This window comes from Cupriavidus sp. U2, from assembly GCF_009663685.2.
Classification (GTDB): Bacteria; Pseudomonadota; Gammaproteobacteria; order Burkholderiales; family Burkholderiaceae; genus Cupriavidus; species Cupriavidus necator_C.
Genome location: NZ_RCOG02000004.1, coordinates 1 through 18,897 on the forward strand (window position 1 = coordinate 1; position 18,897 = coordinate 18,897).

15 protein-coding genes are annotated in these 18,897 nt (G+C 66.4%); 11 read left to right on the forward strand and 4 right to left on the reverse strand.

All coding sequences use genetic code 11. The features are described from left to right. On the reverse strand, positions 1-248 hold a 248-nt coding region (locus D9X30_RS05080), incomplete at its 3' end, for a transposase domain-containing protein (protein WP_194946524.1). A gap of 141 nt (positions 249-389) precedes the next feature. Beyond that, on the reverse strand, positions 390-1,307 hold the full coding sequence (locus tag D9X30_RS05085; RefSeq protein WP_153949068.1) for a LysR family transcriptional regulator: 918 nt from the start codon (positions 1,305-1,307) through the stop codon (positions 390-392). Positions 1,308-1,446: 139 nt separating this feature from the next. Between D9X30_RS05085 and leuC the strand changes: the two genes are divergently transcribed. From leuC to D9X30_RS05105, 4 genes are all read left to right on the forward strand, one after another. After that, positions 1,447-2,862 (forward strand): 3-isopropylmalate dehydratase large subunit, encoded by a 1,416-nt coding sequence (gene leuC, locus D9X30_RS05090; protein WP_153949067.1) that lies wholly within the window; start codon positions 1,447-1,449, stop codon positions 2,860-2,862. A gap of 13 nt (positions 2,863-2,875) precedes the next feature. Further along, positions 2,876-3,520 (forward strand): 3-isopropylmalate dehydratase small subunit, encoded by a 645-nt coding sequence (gene leuD, locus D9X30_RS05095; RefSeq protein ID WP_153949066.1) that lies wholly within the window; start codon positions 2,876-2,878, stop codon positions 3,518-3,520. A gap of 12 nt (positions 3,521-3,532) precedes the next feature. Then, on the forward strand, positions 3,533-4,411 hold the full coding sequence (locus tag D9X30_RS05100; RefSeq protein ID WP_153949065.1) for an alpha/beta fold hydrolase: 879 nt from the start codon (positions 3,533-3,535) through the stop codon (positions 4,409-4,411). A 556-nt stretch (positions 4,412-4,967) separates the two neighbouring features. Continuing rightward, positions 4,968-5,555 carry an acyloxyacyl hydrolase gene (locus D9X30_RS05105; RefSeq protein WP_228771006.1) on the forward strand — a complete coding sequence of 196 codons (588 nt, stop codon included), beginning with the start codon at positions 4,968-4,970 and terminating at the stop codon, positions 5,553-5,555. 9 nt (positions 5,556-5,564) lie between these two features. On the opposite strand, the gene D9X30_RS05110 is transcribed toward D9X30_RS05105, so the two are convergent. Beyond that, entirely contained in the window at positions 5,565-7,010 is a 1,446-nt protein-coding gene (locus D9X30_RS05110) for an aminotransferase-like domain-containing protein (RefSeq protein ID WP_153949063.1), read from the reverse strand. Positions 7,011-7,314: 304 nt separating this feature from the next. On the opposite strand from D9X30_RS05110, the gene aptA reads away from it, so the two are divergent. The 3 genes from aptA to bcaP all read left to right on the forward strand — a co-directional run bounded on the left by aptA (position 7,315) and on the right by bcaP (position 11,878). Continuing rightward, the gene (aptA, locus tag D9X30_RS05115; protein ID WP_153949062.1) at positions 7,315-8,646 is read left to right on the forward strand and encodes an omega-aminotransferase AptA; all 1,332 of its coding nucleotides are present in this window, start codon (positions 7,315-7,317) and stop codon (positions 8,644-8,646) included. 30 nt (positions 8,647-8,676) lie between these two features. Next, positions 8,677-10,194, forward strand: a complete 1,518-nt coding sequence (locus D9X30_RS05120) for a CoA-acylating methylmalonate-semialdehyde dehydrogenase (protein ID WP_283780734.1) — start codon at positions 8,677-8,679, stop codon at positions 10,192-10,194. Between the two features lie 274 nt (positions 10,195-10,468). Continuing rightward, positions 10,469-11,878 carry a branched-chain amino acid transporter BcaP gene (gene bcaP, locus D9X30_RS05125; protein ID WP_153949061.1) on the forward strand — a complete coding sequence of 470 codons (1,410 nt, stop codon included), beginning with the start codon at positions 10,469-10,471 and terminating at the stop codon, positions 11,876-11,878. On the opposite strand, the gene D9X30_RS05130 is transcribed toward bcaP, so the two are convergent. Continuing rightward, entirely contained in the window at positions 11,879-13,279 is a 1,401-nt protein-coding gene (locus D9X30_RS05130; RefSeq protein ID WP_153949060.1) for an aminotransferase-like domain-containing protein, read from the reverse strand. It abuts the gene before it with no gap. A gap of 178 nt (positions 13,280-13,457) precedes the next feature. Here D9X30_RS05130 and D9X30_RS05135 point away from each other — a divergent pair, with 178 nt between their 5' ends. The 4 genes from D9X30_RS05135 to D9X30_RS05150 all read left to right on the forward strand — a co-directional run bounded on the left by D9X30_RS05135 (position 13,458) and on the right by D9X30_RS05150 (position 18,859). Next, the gene (locus tag D9X30_RS05135; protein WP_153949059.1) at positions 13,458-13,796 is read left to right on the forward strand and encodes a DUF2917 domain-containing protein; all 339 of its coding nucleotides are present in this window, start codon (positions 13,458-13,460) and stop codon (positions 13,794-13,796) included. A gap of 305 nt (positions 13,797-14,101) precedes the next feature. Next, on the forward strand, positions 14,102-17,398 hold the full coding sequence (icmF, locus tag D9X30_RS05140) for a fused isobutyryl-CoA mutase/GTPase IcmF (RefSeq protein ID WP_153949058.1): 3,297 nt from the start codon (positions 14,102-14,104) through the stop codon (positions 17,396-17,398). Between the two features lie 100 nt (positions 17,399-17,498). After that, positions 17,499-17,936 carry an HIT family protein gene (locus D9X30_RS05145; RefSeq protein WP_153949057.1) on the forward strand — a complete coding sequence of 146 codons (438 nt, stop codon included), beginning with the start codon at positions 17,499-17,501 and terminating at the stop codon, positions 17,934-17,936. 68 nt (positions 17,937-18,004) lie between these two features. Beyond that, the gene (locus D9X30_RS05150) at positions 18,005-18,859 is read left to right on the forward strand and encodes a 3-hydroxybutyryl-CoA dehydrogenase (protein ID WP_153949056.1); all 855 of its coding nucleotides are present in this window, start codon (positions 18,005-18,007) and stop codon (positions 18,857-18,859) included. The last annotated feature ends 38 nt before the right edge of the window (positions 18,860-18,897 follow it).

Below are 18,897 nucleotides of genomic sequence, written 5' to 3' on the forward strand. Positions count from 1 at the left end.
AGGCCTTCGCACACCACGCGCAGCACTTCCTCCAGCGGCGCTTCGCGCCACAGCGCCAGCGCCATCACGTAATACACCACTGCCGGCGCGGGCAGCAGCCGCTCCCGCTGGCTGGCCTTGCCGGTCTCGGCCAACACTTCTTCGATCAACGTCCGTGGACACACGCTGGCCAGCACCCCGGCGCTGATCAAATGCGCAACGTCAACTCTCGACGGCAGCGTCTTGCGTGTTCTGGCCATCACCCTCATCCATTGAAGCTTCGATGGATGAGGATTATGGCTTTAAAAATACTATCTGAACAGTATTGTCCCTAGGGTAGCAGCCGCATCCCGACAGTCATCTGACAACCATGGGGGCGCGGGGGTTGTTGTGCGCGGCGCGGGGGCCTGCTACCAGCCGTGATAATCGGCCGCCGTGTCGTACCCGCCAAAGTGGTCGGCCATGAAGTCGACAAAGGCGCGCACGCGGGCCGACAGCTTGTCGCGCGAGAGGTACACCGCGTAGATATCGGCCGACGGCGCCGACCACTCGGGCAGCACCTGCCGCAGCCGCCCGGAGCGCAGCAGCGGCGCCACCTCCCATTCGGACCGCAGCACGATCCCGTGCCCCTGGAGCGCCCAGTTCACGGCCACCTCGCCATCGTTGGTGGCCGCCGGCCCGCGCACCTTGACCGTCTCCTGACGGCCCGCCGCCTGCAGGTGCCAGGTGCCGTACGCGGTTTCGCTTTCGCGGATGACGATGCAGCGGTGCTGCTGCAGGGCGCGCGGCGACGCGGGCTCGCCATGGCGCGCCAGGTAGGCCGGCGCGGCGCACAGCAGCCGACTGTTCGGCGCCAGTTTGCGCGCATTGAGCCGGGCATCGGGCAGGTCGCCCACCAGGATGCCGACATCGAATCCTTCCTCGGCCAGGTTCAGCGCGCGGTCGGTCAGCTGCAGCTGGACTTCGACATCGGGATACGCCTGCAGGAAATCTCCCACGGCCGGCGCAATATGCCGGCGGCCGAAGCCCAGCGTGGCATTCACCCGCAGCAGCCCGCGCGGCGCCACCCGGCTGCCGCCCAGCCCCTGTTCCAGTTCCTCCAGTTCGGCCAGGATGCGCGCGCCCTGGTCCAGGTAGGCCTCGCCCTCGGGCGTCACCGACAGGCGCCGGGTGGTGCGATTCAGCAGCCGCACGCCGAGGCGGGCCTCCAGCGCAGCTAGCCGCTTGCTGGCGGCCGAGGGCGTCAGGCCAAGCTGCTGCGCGGCGCCGGCCAGGCTGCCGCGCTTGACCAGCAGGATGAAGAAGGCGAGGTCCGAAAAGGTGTCCATGGCGGGGATCGTGCTGGAAATCCATCCGCAAGACTGGTGAATTTATGGCACGAATGAAATGCGATTCGCGAAATTATAGCGATGGATTCCGCGATTAGACTGCCTGTCATTCCATCCCCACAACAGGCAGGCAAGCAACATGGCCGGACGCACGCTGTATCGCAAGCTCGTGGAGTCGCACACCGTGGTCACGCTGGACGCTGACAACGTGCTGCTCTACGCCGATCTGCACATCATGAACGAGTACACCAGCCCGCAGGCTTTCGCGGGGCTGGCGGAGCACGGCCGCAAGGTACTGGCGCCGGGCCAGCAGCTGGCCGTGGTCGACCACATCATCCCCACGCATGCGGAGTCGCCGCGCGTGATCCAGGACCCGGCGTCGGCGCTGCAGGCGCGCAACCTCAAGCGCAACTGCGATCTGCACGGCATTCCGCTGTTCGATACCAATGACCCGCTGCAGGGCATCGAGCACGTCATCACGCCCGAGCACGGCATGATCCGCCCCGGCATGGTCGTGTTGTGCGGCGACAGCCATACCACCACGTATGGCGCCTTTGGCGCGCTCGGGTTTGGCATCGGCACGTCCGAAGTGGAGCACGTGCTGGCCACGCAGACGCTGGTCTACCGCCTGGCGCGCGACATGCGCATCCGCGTGGACGGCCTGCTGCCGCCCGGTACCACGTCGAAGGACCTGATCCTGCACATCATCTCGCGCATCAGCGCCCAGGGAGCGCGCGGCTACGTGGTGGAGTTCACGGGCAGCGCCATCCACGCCCTGTCGATGGAGGCGCGCATGACCCTGTGCAACATGACGGTCGAGGCCGGCGCGCGTGGCGCGCTGATCGCGCCGGACGCCACCTCGGTGAGCTATGTGCTGGAGCGCGCCGCCGATATCGACGGGGCCATGGCGCAGGCCGCGCGCACGGCCTGGGCGCAACTGGTATCCGATGCCGATGCCGGCTTCGACGCCGAACTGGTGTTCGATGCCTCGGTAGTGGAACCCTATGTGACCTGGGGCACGAGCCCGGACCAGGCCATCCCCGTCAGCGCCGCCGTGCCGCATCCGGCGGACGCCGCGGACGACATCGCACGGGCTTCGGCCGAGCGTGCGCTCGACTATATCGGCCTGGCGCCCGGCAGTCGGCTGCAGGGCCTGCCGGTGCAGCGCGTGTTCATCGGCTCGTGCACCAACGGGCGGATCGAAGACCTGCGCGCCGTGGCCGATGTGGTACGCGGGCACAAGGTGGCGGACGGCGTACGGGCGATGGTGGTGCCAGGGTCGGGTGCCGTGCGCGAGCAGGCCGAGGCCGAGGGCATTGCCGCGCTGCTGCGGGAAGCCGGTTTCGAATGGCGCAAGCCCGGCTGCTCGATGTGCCTGGCCATGAACGACGACGTGCTGGCGCCGGGCGAACGCTGCGCATCCACCACCAACCGCAATTTCGAGGGCCGCCAGGGCCGGGCGGGCCGCACCCACCTGATGAGCCCGGCCATGGCCGCCGCGGCCGCCATCACGGGCTGCATCACCGACGTGCGCCAGCTTGGCCATTCCCGCTGACCGGAGACCCACAATGTCCGCATTCACCCTGATCGAAGGCACCGGCGCGCCGCTGCCGCTGCCGAACCTGGACACCGACCAGATCATGCCCAAGCAGTTCCTGCGGGGCATCGACAAGGCCGGGCTGGACCGTGGCCTGCTCTACGACATGCGCTTCGACGAGCATGGCGTGCCGCGCCCGGATTTCGTGCTGAACCAGCCGGCCTGGCGCAATACCGGCGTGCTGGTGGCCGGCCCCAACTTCGGCTGCGGTTCCAGCCGTGAGCACGCGGTCTGGGGGCTGCAGCAGTACGGCATCCGCGCGGTCATCGCGCCGAGCTTCGGCGAGATCTTCTACTCGAACGCCATGAACAACCGCCTGTTGCTGGTGATGCTGCCGCAGGCCCAGGTGGATGTGCTGATGCGCGCCGTGAGCGACCCGGCGGCACCGGCATCGATCCGCATCGATCTGGACACGATGACCGTGGCCGCGGGCGACTTCACTGCACCGTTCACGCTGTCGGACCGGCACCTCGACATGTTCCGGCGCGGCCTGGACATCATTGGCATGTCGCTGACCCACGCCGACGCCATTGCGGCATTCGCAGGCCGCCACCATGCGGCCAGCCCTTGGCTTCGCGATGTGGCCCGCACTACCATGGCGCGACTGGCGGGCTAAGGAGACAGGACGATGTTCGAAGGTTTCAAGACGCAACGGATCGACCAGGATGGCGTGCAGATCCACGCCGTGGTGGGCGGGGAGGGGCCGCCGCTGCTGCTGTTGCACGGGCACCCGCAGACGCACGTGATCTGGCACAAGGTGGCGGGCGAACTTGCGCGCCATTTCACGGTGGTAGCCACCGACCTGCGCGGCTATGGCGACAGCGGCAAGCCAGCCGGGCTGCCGGACCACAGCAACTACAGCAAGCGCGTGATGGCGGCCGACCAGCTGGCCGTCATGCGCCAGCTTGGCTTCGAGCGGTTCCGGGTGCTGGCGCACGACCGGGGCGCCCGCGTGGCGCACCGGCTGGCGGTCGATCATCCGCAGGCCGTGGAAAAGCTGGTCACGCTGGACATCGCGCCGACGCTGGCCATGTACAACCAGACCACCGAGGCCTTTGCGCGGGCCTACTACCACTGGTTCTTCCTGATCCGCCCGGCGCCGTTCCCCGAAACGCTGATCGAGGCCGATCCGGCGCTGTACCTGCGCCAGACCATGGGCGGCCGCAGTGCGGGCATGACGCCATTTACCGACGCCGCACTGGCCGAATATCTGCGCTGCCTGAAGCTGCCGGGCGCCGCGCATGGCCTGTGCGAGGACTATCGGGCCAGCGCGGGCATCGATCTGGAGCACGACCGCGCCGACATCGAGGCGGGCCGAAAGGTCGAATGCGACATGCTGGCGTTGTGGGGCGCCAACGGTGCCGTGGAACAGTGTTTTTCACCTTTGGAAGAATGGCGCAAGGTCGCACGCAAGGTGACGGGTCACGCCATGCCGTGCGGGCACTACATCGCCGAGGAAGCGCCGGAGCTGTTGCTGGCCGAAGTGTTGCCGTTCCTGCGCGACTGACGATCGGCAACTCTCTGATTTCTCAGAGATTTCTTTGCGCGCCGCGGCCGCCCGGCTGCGTGCGCGGACCAGGACAGGCCTCATTCGCCGGCCTCTGCGCGACCCGCTGATGAGGTGCTCGCGGCACATCCGGCAGCGTTGCGATGCCGTATGCGTCGATACGCCTGTTTCACCTTCGGTCTGCACGGATGGCCATGTGCTGGCATCATCGCGAGCTGGAGGATGTTTTTAGTGGAATTGCCGCGTTGCCCGCACATCGGCAGCCTGCTGGGCGATTTACATGCATTCGTGAATGTATGTATAATCCGTCGCAAAAATTCCAGTTAAAACTTCTCCTCAGCTGTTAATTCCCACAATGACGTACCGATTTATTGCAAGCTGCCTCGCCATCTGGCTCGGGATCTGTGTTGCCGCGAGCTGGGTGGTGGAGCGGCTCTGGGCCTGACCCGTCCCTGGCGCCAAGGTGCTTCGGCGGGGCCGGCAGTCGATTTCGTCTAGTTGCCGAGTCACTCTCTTCGATGTCTTCACCATGAAGACAGCACAACAAGAACGCCGCATGCATCTCGCCAAGTCACCCCGATCCCTGTTCGTCCTCCGTACCCTGGCCGTTGCCGCAGCCGTCGCTGGTGCCAGTTCGGCCGCCAGCGCCGAAGAGCTGGTGGGCTGGGCCCATCCGGCCGTGCACGTGGCCTATGGCCGCGATACCAGCCACGACGTCAACAAGTACGAGTTGGGCGTCAACTTCAACACGCCGATCCAGTACGGCAACCCGCAAGGCTGGCTGTTCAGGCTGCAGGCCGAGTTCAACGTGGCCGGCTGGGACGCGCGTGGGGGCACCAACCAGCAAAACCTGTTCGAATTTGGCATTTCGCCGATCCTGCGCGTCGAAAAGCGCGGTGGCTACTTCGTGCCGTTCGCCGAGGCCTCGGTGGGCGTGCGCGTGCTGACGCACACCGGTACGTCGGACGAGCATCGCATGGGCAGCGCGTTCCAGTTCTCCGACATGCTTGGCGTGGGCGTGGGCTTTGGCAAGAACGCCAATACCGAAGTCGGTTTCCGGTTCCAGCACATTTCCAATGCCGGCATCAAGGAACCGAACCCGGGCAGCAACTTCTACACCGGCTACGTGCGCTATCGCTTCTGATTGCCTGCGTCAGGCGGCCCGGGTGCGGGCCCGGCCGCCGCGCAGCGCGTCGAAAAACGCCCACAGCTGGGGCGCATCGCCAGTGGCCACGTTGAAGCGGATCCACGGCGAATCGGTTTCATCGGGTTCGAAGTACGAACCGGGCGCCAGCCAGATGCCGTGCTCCAGCGCCAGCGTTGCCAGCTGGTTGCCAGTCAGTGCCGGCGCGCCATCTTCGTGCGCCAGGCGGGCCCAGGCGAACATGCCGCCGTCGGGCCGCAGCATGATCTCCAGACCATGCGCTTCCATCCTTTCCCCCACGCGATCCTGTTGCGCGCGCAGCCGTTCGGCCAGTGCGGCCACGTGCCGGCCGTAGTGGCCGCTGGTCAGCACCGAATACACGAGCCGTTCGGTGACTTCCGATGAAGTCAGGCCCACCGCCATCTTGGTCTGCGCAAACGCCTTGGCCAGGTCCGGACTGGCCGCCAGGTAGCCCACCCGCAGCGACGGCGTGATCGTCTTCGAAAACCCGTTGACGTAGATCACCTGCGACAGGCCATCCATGGCCGCCAGCATCGGCGACCCGGCCGGCGCCAGTTCGCGATAGATATCGTCTTCCACCACCAGCAGCCGGTGCTGCTCTGCCAGTTGCAGCACCCGGAACGCGTTCATGCTGGTCAGGCTGGCGCCGGTCGGATTCTGCAGCACCGTGTTGACGAACAGGGCGCGCGGCGCGTGCTGGCGGATGGCGTCTTCGAGCGCATCGGTGTCCAGGCCGGCCTCGGTACGATTGACGCCGACGGCGCGCAGGCCGGCCAGCCGCAAGATCTGCAACAGATTGCAATAGCACGGCGATTCCACGAGCACCGTGTCGCCGGGCCGTAGCAGGGTGCGCACCACCAGGTCCAGCGCCTGCGTGGCGCCCTGCGTCAGCACCACCTGTTGTGCCTGCACGGGCATGCCGTACTGGCTCAGATGCGTGGCGATGTGTTCGCGCAAGGCGCCGAAGCCGTACGGGTGGCCGTATCCGGACACCTGCGCGGCCGGCACGCGCGCCGCGCTGCGCATGGCCTGGTGCAGGCCTTCTTCGTTGAGCCAGTCGCCGGGCAGCCAGCCGGCGCCGGCCTTGATCGGCACGGAATGGTCGGCGAAGACATCGGACAGCAGCCAGGCGGCGTTGAGCGCCGGGGCCTCCCACTGCGACGTGCGCGCCTGGCCGGCCGGCGTATGCCGATGCGCCACGGTGTAGCCCGAGCCAGGCCGCGCGGTCAGGTAGCCCAGCGCGGTCAGGCGGCCATAGGCCTCGGCCACCGTGAAGGTGCTGACGTTGTGCTGCTGCGCGAAGCGCCGCACCGATGGCAGCAGGGCGCCGGCACGCAGGGCGCGCTGGTCCACCAGCCCGGCAATGCCGGCCACGATCTGTTCGGTCAGGGTTTCACCGCCACGGCGGCTTCGTGCGAGGTTCAGGTTCAGCATGGGACGGCTGCAAGGTGCGAAACCTGTACAGTGTACTGGCTCGCAGGCAGGATGCCCGAATTGGTGCGCTGCAACGGGCGGGCCTTGTGCCTGATTGGTTTCAGGGCTGTCACAGCGTACGGCCCGCAGTGCGGCCGTGCCGCGCGCGGCGTGCATGCCTGTACGGTTGCCGATGACTAAACTGTACGGTAAGGCGGCGATCTCGTGACCGTATATTCTTTACGCCGAACCCCGCCGGTAGAGTTGCCGGAAACCTCGGCGCCGCATTTCGCGCGCCACCCTGCATACCGCACCAGGAGAACCTATGGACGCCGCCAAGACCGTGATTCCCGATCTCGAAGCCCTGTGGATGCCGTTTACCGCCAATCGCCAGTACAAGGCCGCCCCGCGCCTGCTGGCATCGGCCAGCGGCATGTACTACACGACCCACGATGGCCGCAAGGTTCTCGATGGCTGCGCCGGTCTCTGGTGCGTGGCTGCCGGCCATTCGCGCAAGGAGATCGTCGACGCGATCGCGCAGCAGGCGGCCACGCTGGACTATGCGCCGCCGTTCCAGATGGGTCATCCGCTGGAATTCGAGGCCGCCACCAAGGTGGCAGCCCTCATGCCCAAGGGGCTGGATCGTATTTTCTTTACGAATTCGGGTTCGGAGTCGGTCGACACGGCGCTGAAGATCGCGCTGGCCTACCATCGGGCCCGCGGCGAAGGCCAGCGCACGCGCATCATCGGGCGCGAGCGTGGCTACCACGGCGTCGGCTTCGGCGGGCTGGGGGTGGGCGGCATCGGCCCGAACCGCAAGATGTGGTCGGCCAACGTGATGCCGGGCACCGACCACCTGCCGGCCACGCTGAACATTGCCGAGGCGGCGTTCTCGAAGGGTCAGCCGCAATGGGGTGCCCATCTGGCCGATGACCTGGAGCGGCTGATCGCACTGCACGATGCGTCGAACATCGCCGCCGTGATCGTCGAGCCGATGGCGGGTTCCGCCGGCGTGCTGATTCCGCCGGTCGGCTATCTGGAGAAACTGCGCGAGATCACCAGCAGGCACGGCATCCTGCTGATCTTCGACGAGGTGATCACCGCCTTTGGCCGCCTGGGCGCCGCCACCGCGGCAGAGCGCCTGAAGGTCACGCCGGACCTGATCACGATGGCCAAGGCCATCAACAATGCCGCCGTGCCGATGGGTGCCGTGGCCGTGCGCCGCGAAGTCCACGACGCCGTGATCAACGCCACGCCGCAGGGCGGCATCGAACTGCCGCACGGCTACACGTATTCCGGCCACCCGCTGGCGATGGCGGCCTGTATCGCCACGCTGGACCTGTACAAGCGCGACAAGCTGTTCGAGCGGGCGGCCGAACTGGCGCCGAAATTCGAGGCCGCCGTGCACGGGCTGCGGGGCGCGCCTTATGTGAAGGACATCCGCAACCTGGGCCTGGTGGCCGGCGTGGAACTGGAATCGCGCCCCGGCGCGCCGGGTGCGCGCGCATACGAGGCGTTCCTGAAATGCCTGGAGCTCGGTGTGCTGGTACGCTACACCGGCGACATCCTGGCGTTCTCGCCGCCGCTGATCATTGCCGAGGCCGAGATCGACCAGTTGTTCGATACCGTGCGCCAGGCCCTGCAGAGCATCCAGTAAGACCCGCCCGAGACATAGAGGAAGACCGCAGTGAACATCGCAGAAAACCGGCAGATTGCCGAAATCCATCACTACATCGGCGGCACCGTGCAGCGCGCCGGCACGGACCGCTTTGCCGATGTCTTCAACCCGGCCACCGGCGACGTGGCTGCCCGCGTGGCCCTGGGCACGCCTGATGACGTGGCCGCCGCCGTGGCCGCCGCCAAGGCGGCCTGGCCTGCCTGGGCCGAGATGCCGCCGCTGCGCCGCGCGCGCATCCTGTTCAAGTTCAAGGAACTGCTGGACCGCCACCACGACGACCTGGCCGCGCTGATCACGCGCGAGCACGGCAAGGTGTTTTCCGATGCCAAGGGCGAAGTCACGCGCGGCATCGAGGTGGTGGAGTTCGCCTGCGGCATTCCGAACCTGCTCAAGACCGATTTCACCGACAACATCGGCGGTGGCATCGACAACTGGAACCTGCGCCAGCCGCTGGGCGTGGTGGCCGGCATCACGCCGTTCAACTTCCCGGTGATGGTGCCGATGTGGATGTTCCCGGTGGCGCTGGCGTGCGGCAACACGTTCGTGCTCAAGCCGTCGGAGCGCGACCCGTCGCCGAGCCTGCTGATCGCCGACCTGCTCAAGCAGGCGGGCCTGCCCGATGGCGTGTTCAACGTGGTGCAGGGGGACAAGGTGGCCGTGGACGCACTGCTGGCGCACCCCGACGTGCAGGCGCTGTCGTTCGTGGGCTCCACGCCGATCGCCGAATACATCTACACCGAAGGCACGAGGCACGGCAAGCGGGTACAGGCACTGGGCGGCGCCAAGAACCACCTGGTGGTGATGCCCGATGCCGATCTGGACCAGGCCGTCGATGCGCTGATCGGTGCCGCCTACGGTTCGGCCGGCGAACGCTGCATGGCGATCTCGGTGGCCGTGGCGGTGGGCGAGGTCGCCGACAAGCTCGTGCCGCGCCTGGCCGAACGTGCCGCATCGCTGAAGATCCGCAACGGCATGGAAGGCGACGCCGAGATGGGTCCGCTGGTCACGGCCGCGCACAAGGCCAAGGTCGAGGGCTATATCGCCAAGGGCGTGGCCGAGGGCGCGAAGCTGGTCACCGACGGCCGCGGCCACAAGGTGGACGGCCACGAGAACGGCTTCTTCGTCGGCGGCACGCTGTTCGACAACGTCAAGCCGGACATGACGATCTACAAGGAAGAGATCTTCGGCCCGGTGCTGTCGGTGGTACGCGTGCACGACTTTGCCGAGGCGGTGGACCTGATCAATCGTCACGAGTTTGGCAACGGTGTGTCGTGCTACACCAGCGACGGCGGCATCGCCCGCGCGTTCGCGCGCCAGATCCAGGTGGGCATGGTCGGCATCAACGTGCCGATTCCGGTGCCGATGGCCTGGCATTCGTTCGGCGGCTGGAAGCGTTCGCTGTTCGGCGACCACCACGCCTACGGCGAGGAAGGCGTGCGCTTCTACACGCGCTACAAGAGCGTGATGCAGCGTTGGCCCGACAGCATCGCCAAGGGCGCGGAATTCACCATGCCGGTGGCGAAGTAGATCGCAGATTCCTGATTTCTCTGATTTCCCGATGCCGGCTGGCATCGTCGTCCTGAAGGCGCCCTGAACAGGGCGCTTTTTTTTCGTGCTCGGGCACGGTGGCGGGCATCGCGGTGAGGCCGGTCCGCCATGACAACGCGGCCGCCGGCGCGTATCATCGCGCCCTTCCGCCGGCGCCCCTGTCTTCCCACGATCCAAAAGATGTGCGGTCCAGGCCGCCGGTGCGACTTGTACAACCTATAGTCAATGCACGGACTTTCGCCCGGAGCCGCCCATGAGTCTCTTCCGCACCAAGAACATCGAATCCATGCTGGATGTCAGCGAGCATGATGGATTGCGCAAGGTGCTGGGGCCGGTGGATCTGGTGTTGATGGGCATTGGCGCCATCATCGGCACGGGCATCTTCGTGCTGACCGGCACCGGCGCGCTGACGGCCGGGCCGGCATTGACCGTGTCGTTCGTGATTGCGGCCATGGCCTGTGGCTTTGCAGCGCTGTGCTACGCAGAGTTTGCGTCCGCGATTCCGGTTTCCGGATCGATCTACACCTACAGCTACGCCACGCTGGGCGAGATCATCGCGTGGATGATCGGCTGGGACCTGCTGCTCGAATACGGGCTGGCGACCTCGGCGGTGTCGGTGGGGTGGTCGGGCTACTTCCAGTCGCTGATGGCCGGCTTCGGGCTGCACCTGCCGGCCGCGATCACGGCCGCGCCGGGCTCGGTGCCGGGCGTCCATACGCTGGTGAACCTGCCCGCCATCCTGATCATGCTGGCGATCACGTGGGTGGTGTCGTACGGCGTGCGCGAGTCGGCGCGGCTCAACAACGTGATGGTGGCCATCAAGATCACCGTGGTGCTGCTGTTCATCGTGGTGGGCATCTGGCATGTGAAGCCGGCCAACTGGCAGCCGTTCGCGCCGTTCGGCTTCACGGGCATCTTCAATGCGGCGGCGCTGGTGTTCTTCGCGTTCATCGGCTTCGATGCCGTGACCTCGGCGGCCGAGGAAGTGCGCAACCCGGGCCGCGACCTGCCGATCGGCATCATCGGATCGCTGGCGGTCTGCACCATCCTGTACGTGGCGGTGGCGGCCATCATGACCGGCATCGTGCCGTTCATGAAATTCGAGGGCGTCGATCATCCGGTGTCGCTGGCGCTGCAGTACGCGGGGCAGAACTGGGTGGCCGGGTTTGTGGACCTGGGCGCCATCCTGGGCATGACCACGGTGATCCTGGTCATGACCTACGGCCAGACGCGCATCATCTTTGCGATGTCGCGCGACGGCCTGCTGCCCGAGGCGCTGTCGGCCGTCCACCCCGTTCATGCCACGCCGTTCACGGCCACGTGGACGGTGGGCATCGTGTTCTCGGCCATCGCCGGGTTCGTGCCGCTGAACGTGCTGGCGGAGCTGATCAACATCGGCACGCTGTCGGCCTTCACGCTGATCTCGATCGCCACGCTGGTCCTGCGCCGTACGCAGCCGCACCTGCCGCGTACGTTCCGCTGCCCCGGCGTGCCCGTGGTGCCGCTGCTGTCCGTGGCGTTTTGTCTATTTCTGATGGCGCACCTGCAGACGCTGACGTGGATGGCGTTCCTCTGCTGGCTCGCGCTGGGCCTGGTGATCTATTTCGCCTATTCGCGCCGCAACGCCGTGCTGCACAACCACGGCGGCGACGCGCAGGGCTGATCAGCGCGCGCCGGCCTGCTCGAAGAAGGCGCGCGAGCGCGGCTCGCCGGCGTAGGCCGAGTTGATGCGCACCCAGGCCGATGTCTCGCCGCCGGGGCGGAAGAAATGCCCTGGTGCCAGCGAGATGCCATGGGTCTCGGCCATCGCCACGAGGTCGCGCGAGTCCTCGATCGCGGGCGAGCGGGCCCACAGGAAGTTGCCGCCGGCCGGCTCGCAGAACACCTCCCAGCCGTACTGGCCCAGGATCTTCACGGCATCGGCCGTTACCTCGCGCGTGCGCACGCGCAGCCGCTCCACGTACTTGCGATAGGCGCCGCGCTCCAGCATCGTCGCCGTCACGGCTTCGGCAAAATGCGATCCCGCCACGCTGGTCAGCACCTTCACGTCGATCAGGTCCTTGATCAGCGCCTTGTCCGCGACGATATAGCCCACGCGCAGCGCGGCCGACACCGTCTTCGAAAATCCGCCGATGTAGATCACGTGTTCGAGCTGGTCCAGCGTGGCCAGCCGGTCGGTGAAATTGAGCTGGAAGTCCGAAAAGATGTCGTCCTCGACGAAGCGGAAGTTGTGCCGGCGCGCCAGTTCGAGCAGGCGGAACGCCACGGGCGGCGCCAGTGTGGAGCCGGTGGGGTTCTGCAGCACGCTGTTGGTGAAGAACAGCTTGGGCTTGTGGTCGCGCAGCAGCCGCTCGCAGGCCTCGGGGTCGGGGCCGTTCGGCGTGTGCGGCACCCCCACCAGCTGCACGCCATGCATGCGCAGCAGCCCGAACAGGTTGTAGTAGCCCGGGTCCTCGACGAAAACCGTATCGCCGGGCTTGAGCAGGTGGCGCACGATCAGGTCCAGCGCCTGGCTGGCGCCCGACGTGATCAGCACCTGCGACAGTTCCGCTTCGATCCCCACCTGCCGCGCGCGGGTCAGCACATGCTTGCGCAGCGCCGGGTGGCCCAGCGGCGTGGCGTAGTGGATCACGCTGTCGATGTCGTGCCGGGTGATATGGCGGATGGCCTGCGTCAGCCCCTCCACATCGCGCCATTCCTCGGGCACGAAGCCGCCCGCCAGCTTCAGCGTGCCGCTGGGATGGTGGAACTGGTCGATGATATGCAGCGACAGGTCTTCGGCCAGGCTCGGGTCGGACCATCCGCGCCCACGGCGCCCCGTCAGCGCGCTTTCGGCCACGTAGAAGCCCGAACCCTGGCGCGAATCGACCAGACCTTGCGAAACCAGCCGGTCGTACGCCTCGATCACCGGAAAGCGGCTGATGCCGTGTTCGGCGGCCAGTGCGCGGATCGACGGCAGGCGGGCGCCCGGCGCGGCCTCGCGCGAGCGGATCCAGTCCTTCACCCCGAGCACGATCTGCTCGGTCAGGGGCACGCCGGTAGAGGAATCGATGACGAGTTTCATGGGTGACGAGGACGGCAACTGTCAGTCAAAACTACTGAACAGTTCAACGAAAACTGTTCGGAACTGTGCATGGGATTGTAGTCCCCGCCATGAATAATGGAAGCGTGGTGCGGCGCCCCCTTTTTGCCTCCGATCCCTTGATCCAGAGCGGCTGCACCGGCAAGACAAGGAGACACCCATGCGTGAACTCAGGACTTTCGAACTCGACGAACCGGGCCGGCCCGTCAGCTGGCGTGCGCGCCACGGCCAGAGCGTGACCGCGCTGGAAGGCTGCCTGTGGCTGACCCTGGAAGGGCAGAGGGCCGACATCTGGCTGCGCCCCGGCGATGTGTACGCACTGGTCGAAGGCGAGCGCGTCTGGCTGTCCGGCGAGGCGCCGGTGTCCCGCTTCCTGCTGGCCGAGACGCCGGCGCCATGGTCGCTGCGCCGCGCCTGGTGCGTCCTCCGCCAGTTCAAGCGCCGCTGGGACGCCCGCAAGACCGACGCCTTCGGCGACTGCCCGCAAATCCACGCCTGACCGGGCGTCAGGCACGCTCTCCTGGGATCCGGAGCCGCCATCGTCACCTTCGCCGACCTCCCGCGGCGAAGCGGCGGCTTCCGGGCCCTTCTTGCGCATTCTTCCCCTGTATTCCACGCCTTCCCCCTTTTTCCGTCCCTGACGCTGTGCGACGATGCCAGCCATGCCATCGGTGCTTTCCCGCGCCCCTGGACTTACGTTAACGTAAACGTCATATAATCGTCCGGCCCCTGTCAGCGCGGTCGCAGAACCGCCGGCGCATCGCCAGCATGGGCAGCCAGCCACATAACAGAGCGGTGGAGACCATGACTGATCTTTCGGATGTGAGCAGGACGGCGGCCGCCCGGCCGCGGGCGACCCCGGCGACCCAGGGGCAGGGCCCGGCCAACAAGGTGCGCTTTGTCACCGCCGCGTCGCTGTTCGACGGCCATGACGCATCGATCAACATCATGCGGCGCATCCTGCAGTCGCATGGCTGCGAAGTGATCCATCTGGGTCACAACCGCTCTGTCCACGAGGTGGTGACCGCCGCCTTGCAGGAAGACGTGCAGGGCATTGCCATCTCCAGCTACCAGGGCGGCCACGTCGAATACTTCAAGTACATGATCGACCTGCTGCGCCAGCACGGCGGCGAACACATCCAGGTGTTCGGCGGCGGGGGCGGCGTGATCGTGCCCGACGAGATCCGCGAACTGCAGGCCTACGGCGTGGCGCGCATCTACAGCCCCGAAGACGGCCAGCGCATGGGCCTGGCCGGCATGATCGCCGACATGGTCCAGCGGTGCGATATCGACCTGACGCGCTACGCGCCGTCCACGCTCGATGCGGTGACCGCTGGCGACCGTCGCGCGCTGGCACAACTGATCACCGCGCTGGAAAACGGCAAGGCCGCGCCGGCGCTGGTCGGCGCGCTGCAGGAGCGGGCCGGGGCATCCACCACGCCGGTGCTGGGTATTACCGGCACGGGCGGCGCGGGCAAGTCGTCGCTGACCGACGAACTGATCCGCCGCTTCCGACTGGACCAGCAGGACGCGCTTTCCATTGCCGTGATCTCGATCGACCCGTCGCGGCGCAAGTCCGGCGGCGCGCTGCTGGGCGACCGCATTCGCATGAATGCGATCAACCATCCGAACATCTTCATGCGGTCTCTGGCCACGCGCGATGCCGGCTCGGAGATCTCGCAGGCGCTGCCGGATGTGATCGCGGCCTGCAAGGCGGCCGCGTTCGATCTGGTGATCGTCGAAACGTCCGGGATCGGCCAGGGCGACGCGGCCATCGTGCCGCATGTGGACCTGTCGCTCTACGTGATGACGCCCGAGTTTGGCGCGGCAAGCCAGCTCGAAAAGATCGACATGCTCGACTTTGCCGATTTCGTCGCGATCAACAAGTTCGACCGCAAGGGCGCGCAGGACGCCTGGCGCGACGTGGCCAAGCAGGTGCAGCGCAACCGCGAGCAGTGGCACGCCCGGCCCGACGAGATGCCGGTCTACGGCACGCAGGCATCGCGCTTCAACGACGACGGCGTGACCATGCTCTACCAGGGCCTGGTGGCGTCGCTGGCCGGGCGCGGCCTGCATGTCGGGCCGGGCGTGCTGCCGAAGCTGGACGGCCGAATTTCGACGGGCCAGAACGTCATCGTGCCGCCGGCGCGCAACCGCTATCTGGCCGAGCTTGCCGATACGGTGCGCGCCTACCATCGGCGCGTGGCCGAACAGAGCCGGCTGGCGCGCGAACGTCAGCAACTGCGCGCAGCCGGTGCGATGCTGAAATCGTCGAATAGCGATGCCGACGGGCAGGCGCTGGAATCGCTGGCCGCCGAGCGCGAGGCGTCGCTGGGCAGCGTGGAGCGCAAGCTGCTGGCGATGTGGCCGCAGATGCAGGCCGCCTACAGCGGCGACGAGTACGTGGTCAAGATCCGGGACAAGGAAATCCGCACCGGCCTGGTGACGACCACGCTGTCCGGTACGAAGATTCGCAAGGTCGTGCTGCCGCGTTTCGAGGACGAAGGCGAGATCCTGAAATGGCTGATGCGCGAGAACGTGCCGGGCAGCTTCCCGTACACGGCCGGCGTCTTCGCGTTCAAGCGCGAGGGGGAAGACCCCACGCGCATGTTCGCGGGCGAGGGCGACGCATTCCGTACCAACCGCCGCTTCAAGCTGGTGTCCGAAGGCATGGACGCCAAGCGCCTGTCCACCGCGTTTGATTCGGTCACGCTCTACGGCGAAGACCCGCACGAGCGCCCAGACATCTACGGCAAGGTGGGCAACTCGGGCGTGTCGATCGCCACGCTCGACGACATGAAGGTGCTGTACGAGGGCTTTGACCTGACCAGCCCCAGCACGTCGGTGTCGATGACCATCAACGGCCCGGCGCCAACCATCCTGGCCATGTTCATGAACACGGCCATCGACCAGAATCTGGACAAATTCCGAGCCGATAACCAGCGCGAGCCGACCGCCGACGAAGAGGCCAAGATTCGCGCCTGGGTGCTGCAGAATGTGCGCGGCACGGTGCAGGCGGACATCCTCAAGGAAGACCAGGGGCAGAACACCTGCATCTTCAGCACCGAGTTCTCGCTGAAGGTGATGGGCGATATCCAGGAATATTTCGTCCACCACCAGGTGCGCAACTTCTATTCGGTGTCGATCTCGGGGTATCACATTGCCGAGGCCGGCGCCAACCCGATCTCGCAGCTGGCCTTCACGCTGGCCAACGGCTTCACCTTCGTGGAAGCCTACCTGGCGCGCGGCATGCATATCGACGACTTCGCGCCGAACCTGTCGTTCTTCTTCTCGAACGGCATGGACCCCGAGTACAGCGTGCTGGGCCGCGTGGCGCGCCGCATCTGGGCCGTGACGATGCGCGACAGGTACGGCGCCAACGAGCGCAGCCAGAAGCTCAAGTACCACATCCAGACGTCGGGCCGGTCGCTGCACGCGCAGGAGATCGACTTCAACGACATCCGCACCACGCTGCAGGCGCTGATCGCCATCTACGACAACTGCAACTCGCTGCACACCAACGCCTATGACGAAGCGATCACCACGCCCACGGCCGAATCGGTGCGCCGGGCGCTGGCCATCCAGCTGATCATCAACCGCGAATGGGGCGTGGCCAAGTGCGAGAACCCCAACCAGGGCAGCTTCCTGACCGAAGAGCTGACCGACCTGGTGGAAGAGGCGGTGCTGCAGGAGTTCGAGCGCATCGCCGAGCGCGGCGGCGTGCTGGGCGCGATGGAAACGGGCTACCAGCGCGGCAAGATCCAGGAGGAATCGCTGTACTACGAGCAGCTCAAGCACGACGGCACGCTGCCCATCATCGGCGTGAATACCTTCCGGAACCCGAATGGCGACCCGACGCCACAAACGCTGGAACTGGCGCGGTCGAGCGAGGCGGAAAAGCAGAGCCAGCTGACCCGCCTGGCGGAATTTCACCGCCGCCATGCCGGGGATGCCCAGGCCATGCTTGACCGGCTGCGCCAGGCCGTGATCGACAATGCCAATGTATTCTCGGTGTTGATGGATGCGGTGCGCGTGTGCTCGCTGGGGCAGATCACGCATGCGCTGTTCGAGGTAGGCGGCCAGTACCGTCGCAACATGTGAAAAAGCCGCCGTGAATGGCGGGCGGCCGGTTCACGGCACGGAGCACTGGGGCTACACTCTTTGCTCCGTCGCCGTCAGGCCATCCATTCCCGAGACACCCATGCAAGCCGAGTACGACAGCAACAACATCTTCGCCCGCATCCTGCGTGGCGAACTCCCGTGCTTCAAGATCTACGAGGACGCCGACGCCATCGCGTTCATGGACATCATGCCGCAGTCCGACGGCCACGCACTGGTGGTGCCGAAGGAGGCTGCCGTGGATCTGTTCGGGCTTTCCGAAAAGGGCGCGGCCGCGGCGATCCGCGCCACCCAGATCGTGGCGCGCGCCGTGCGCGAGGCCTTCCAGCCCGACGGCGTGGTGATCAGCCAGTTCAACGGCGCGGCGGCCGGCCAGACCGTGCCGCACGTGCATTTCCATATCGTGCCGCGCTATGCGGACCAGTCCCTGCGCGGCCATGCCCGCCAGCAGCAGGACATGGAATTGCTCAAGCAGCATGCCGCACGCGTGGTGGCGGCCCTGGCGAAGCTGCAGGGCTGAACGGCGCCCTTCGGCCGCACCGAATCAAGCAGACCAATCCAATCAGTGAAATAGCAAGGAAGCGAGACATGGCAATCAAGACAGTGGGCATCGTGGGTGCCGGCACGATGGGCAACGGCATTGCGCAGGCTTGCGCGGTGGCGGGCCTGGACGTGGTGATGGTCGATATCAGCGATGCCGCCGTGCAGAAGGGCATCGCCACGGTGGCCGGCAGCATGGACCGCCTGATCAAGAAGGAAAAGGCCACCGAGGCCGACAAGGCGGCCGCGCTCGCGCGCATCCACGGCAGCACGTCGTACGACGATCTGAAGCGCGCCGACATCGTGATCGAGGCCGCCACCGAAAACTTCGACCTGAAGGTCAAGATCCTGAAGCAGATCGACGGCCTCGTCGGCCCGGACGTGATCATTGCGTCGAACACGTCGTCGATCTCGATCACGAAGCTGGCCGCCGTGACGTCGCGCGCCGACCGCTTCATTGGCATGCACTTCTTCAACCCGGTGCCGATGATGGCCCTGGTGGAACTGATTCGCGGCCTGCAGACCAGCGACGCCGCGCACGCCGATGTCGAAGCCTTGGCGAAGCAACTGGGCAAGTACCCGATCACGGTGAAGAACAGCCCCGGCTTCGTGGTCAACCGCATCCTGTGCCCGATGATCAACGAGGCGTTCTGCGTGCTGGGCGAAGGCCTGGCGTCGCCGGAAGAAATCGACGAAGGCATGAAGCTGGGCTGCAACCATCCGATCGGCCCGCTGGCCCTGGCCGACATGATTGGCCTGGATACGATGCTGGCGGTGATGGAAGTGCTGTACACCGAGTTCGCCGATCCGAAGTACCGCCCGGCGATGCTGATGCGCGAAATGGTGGCCGCCGGCTACCTGGGCCGCAAGACCGGCCGCGGCGTGTACGTGTACAGCAAGTAGGCGTCGTTCACCGATTGTTTGCTCCCCTTTCCCGCCTT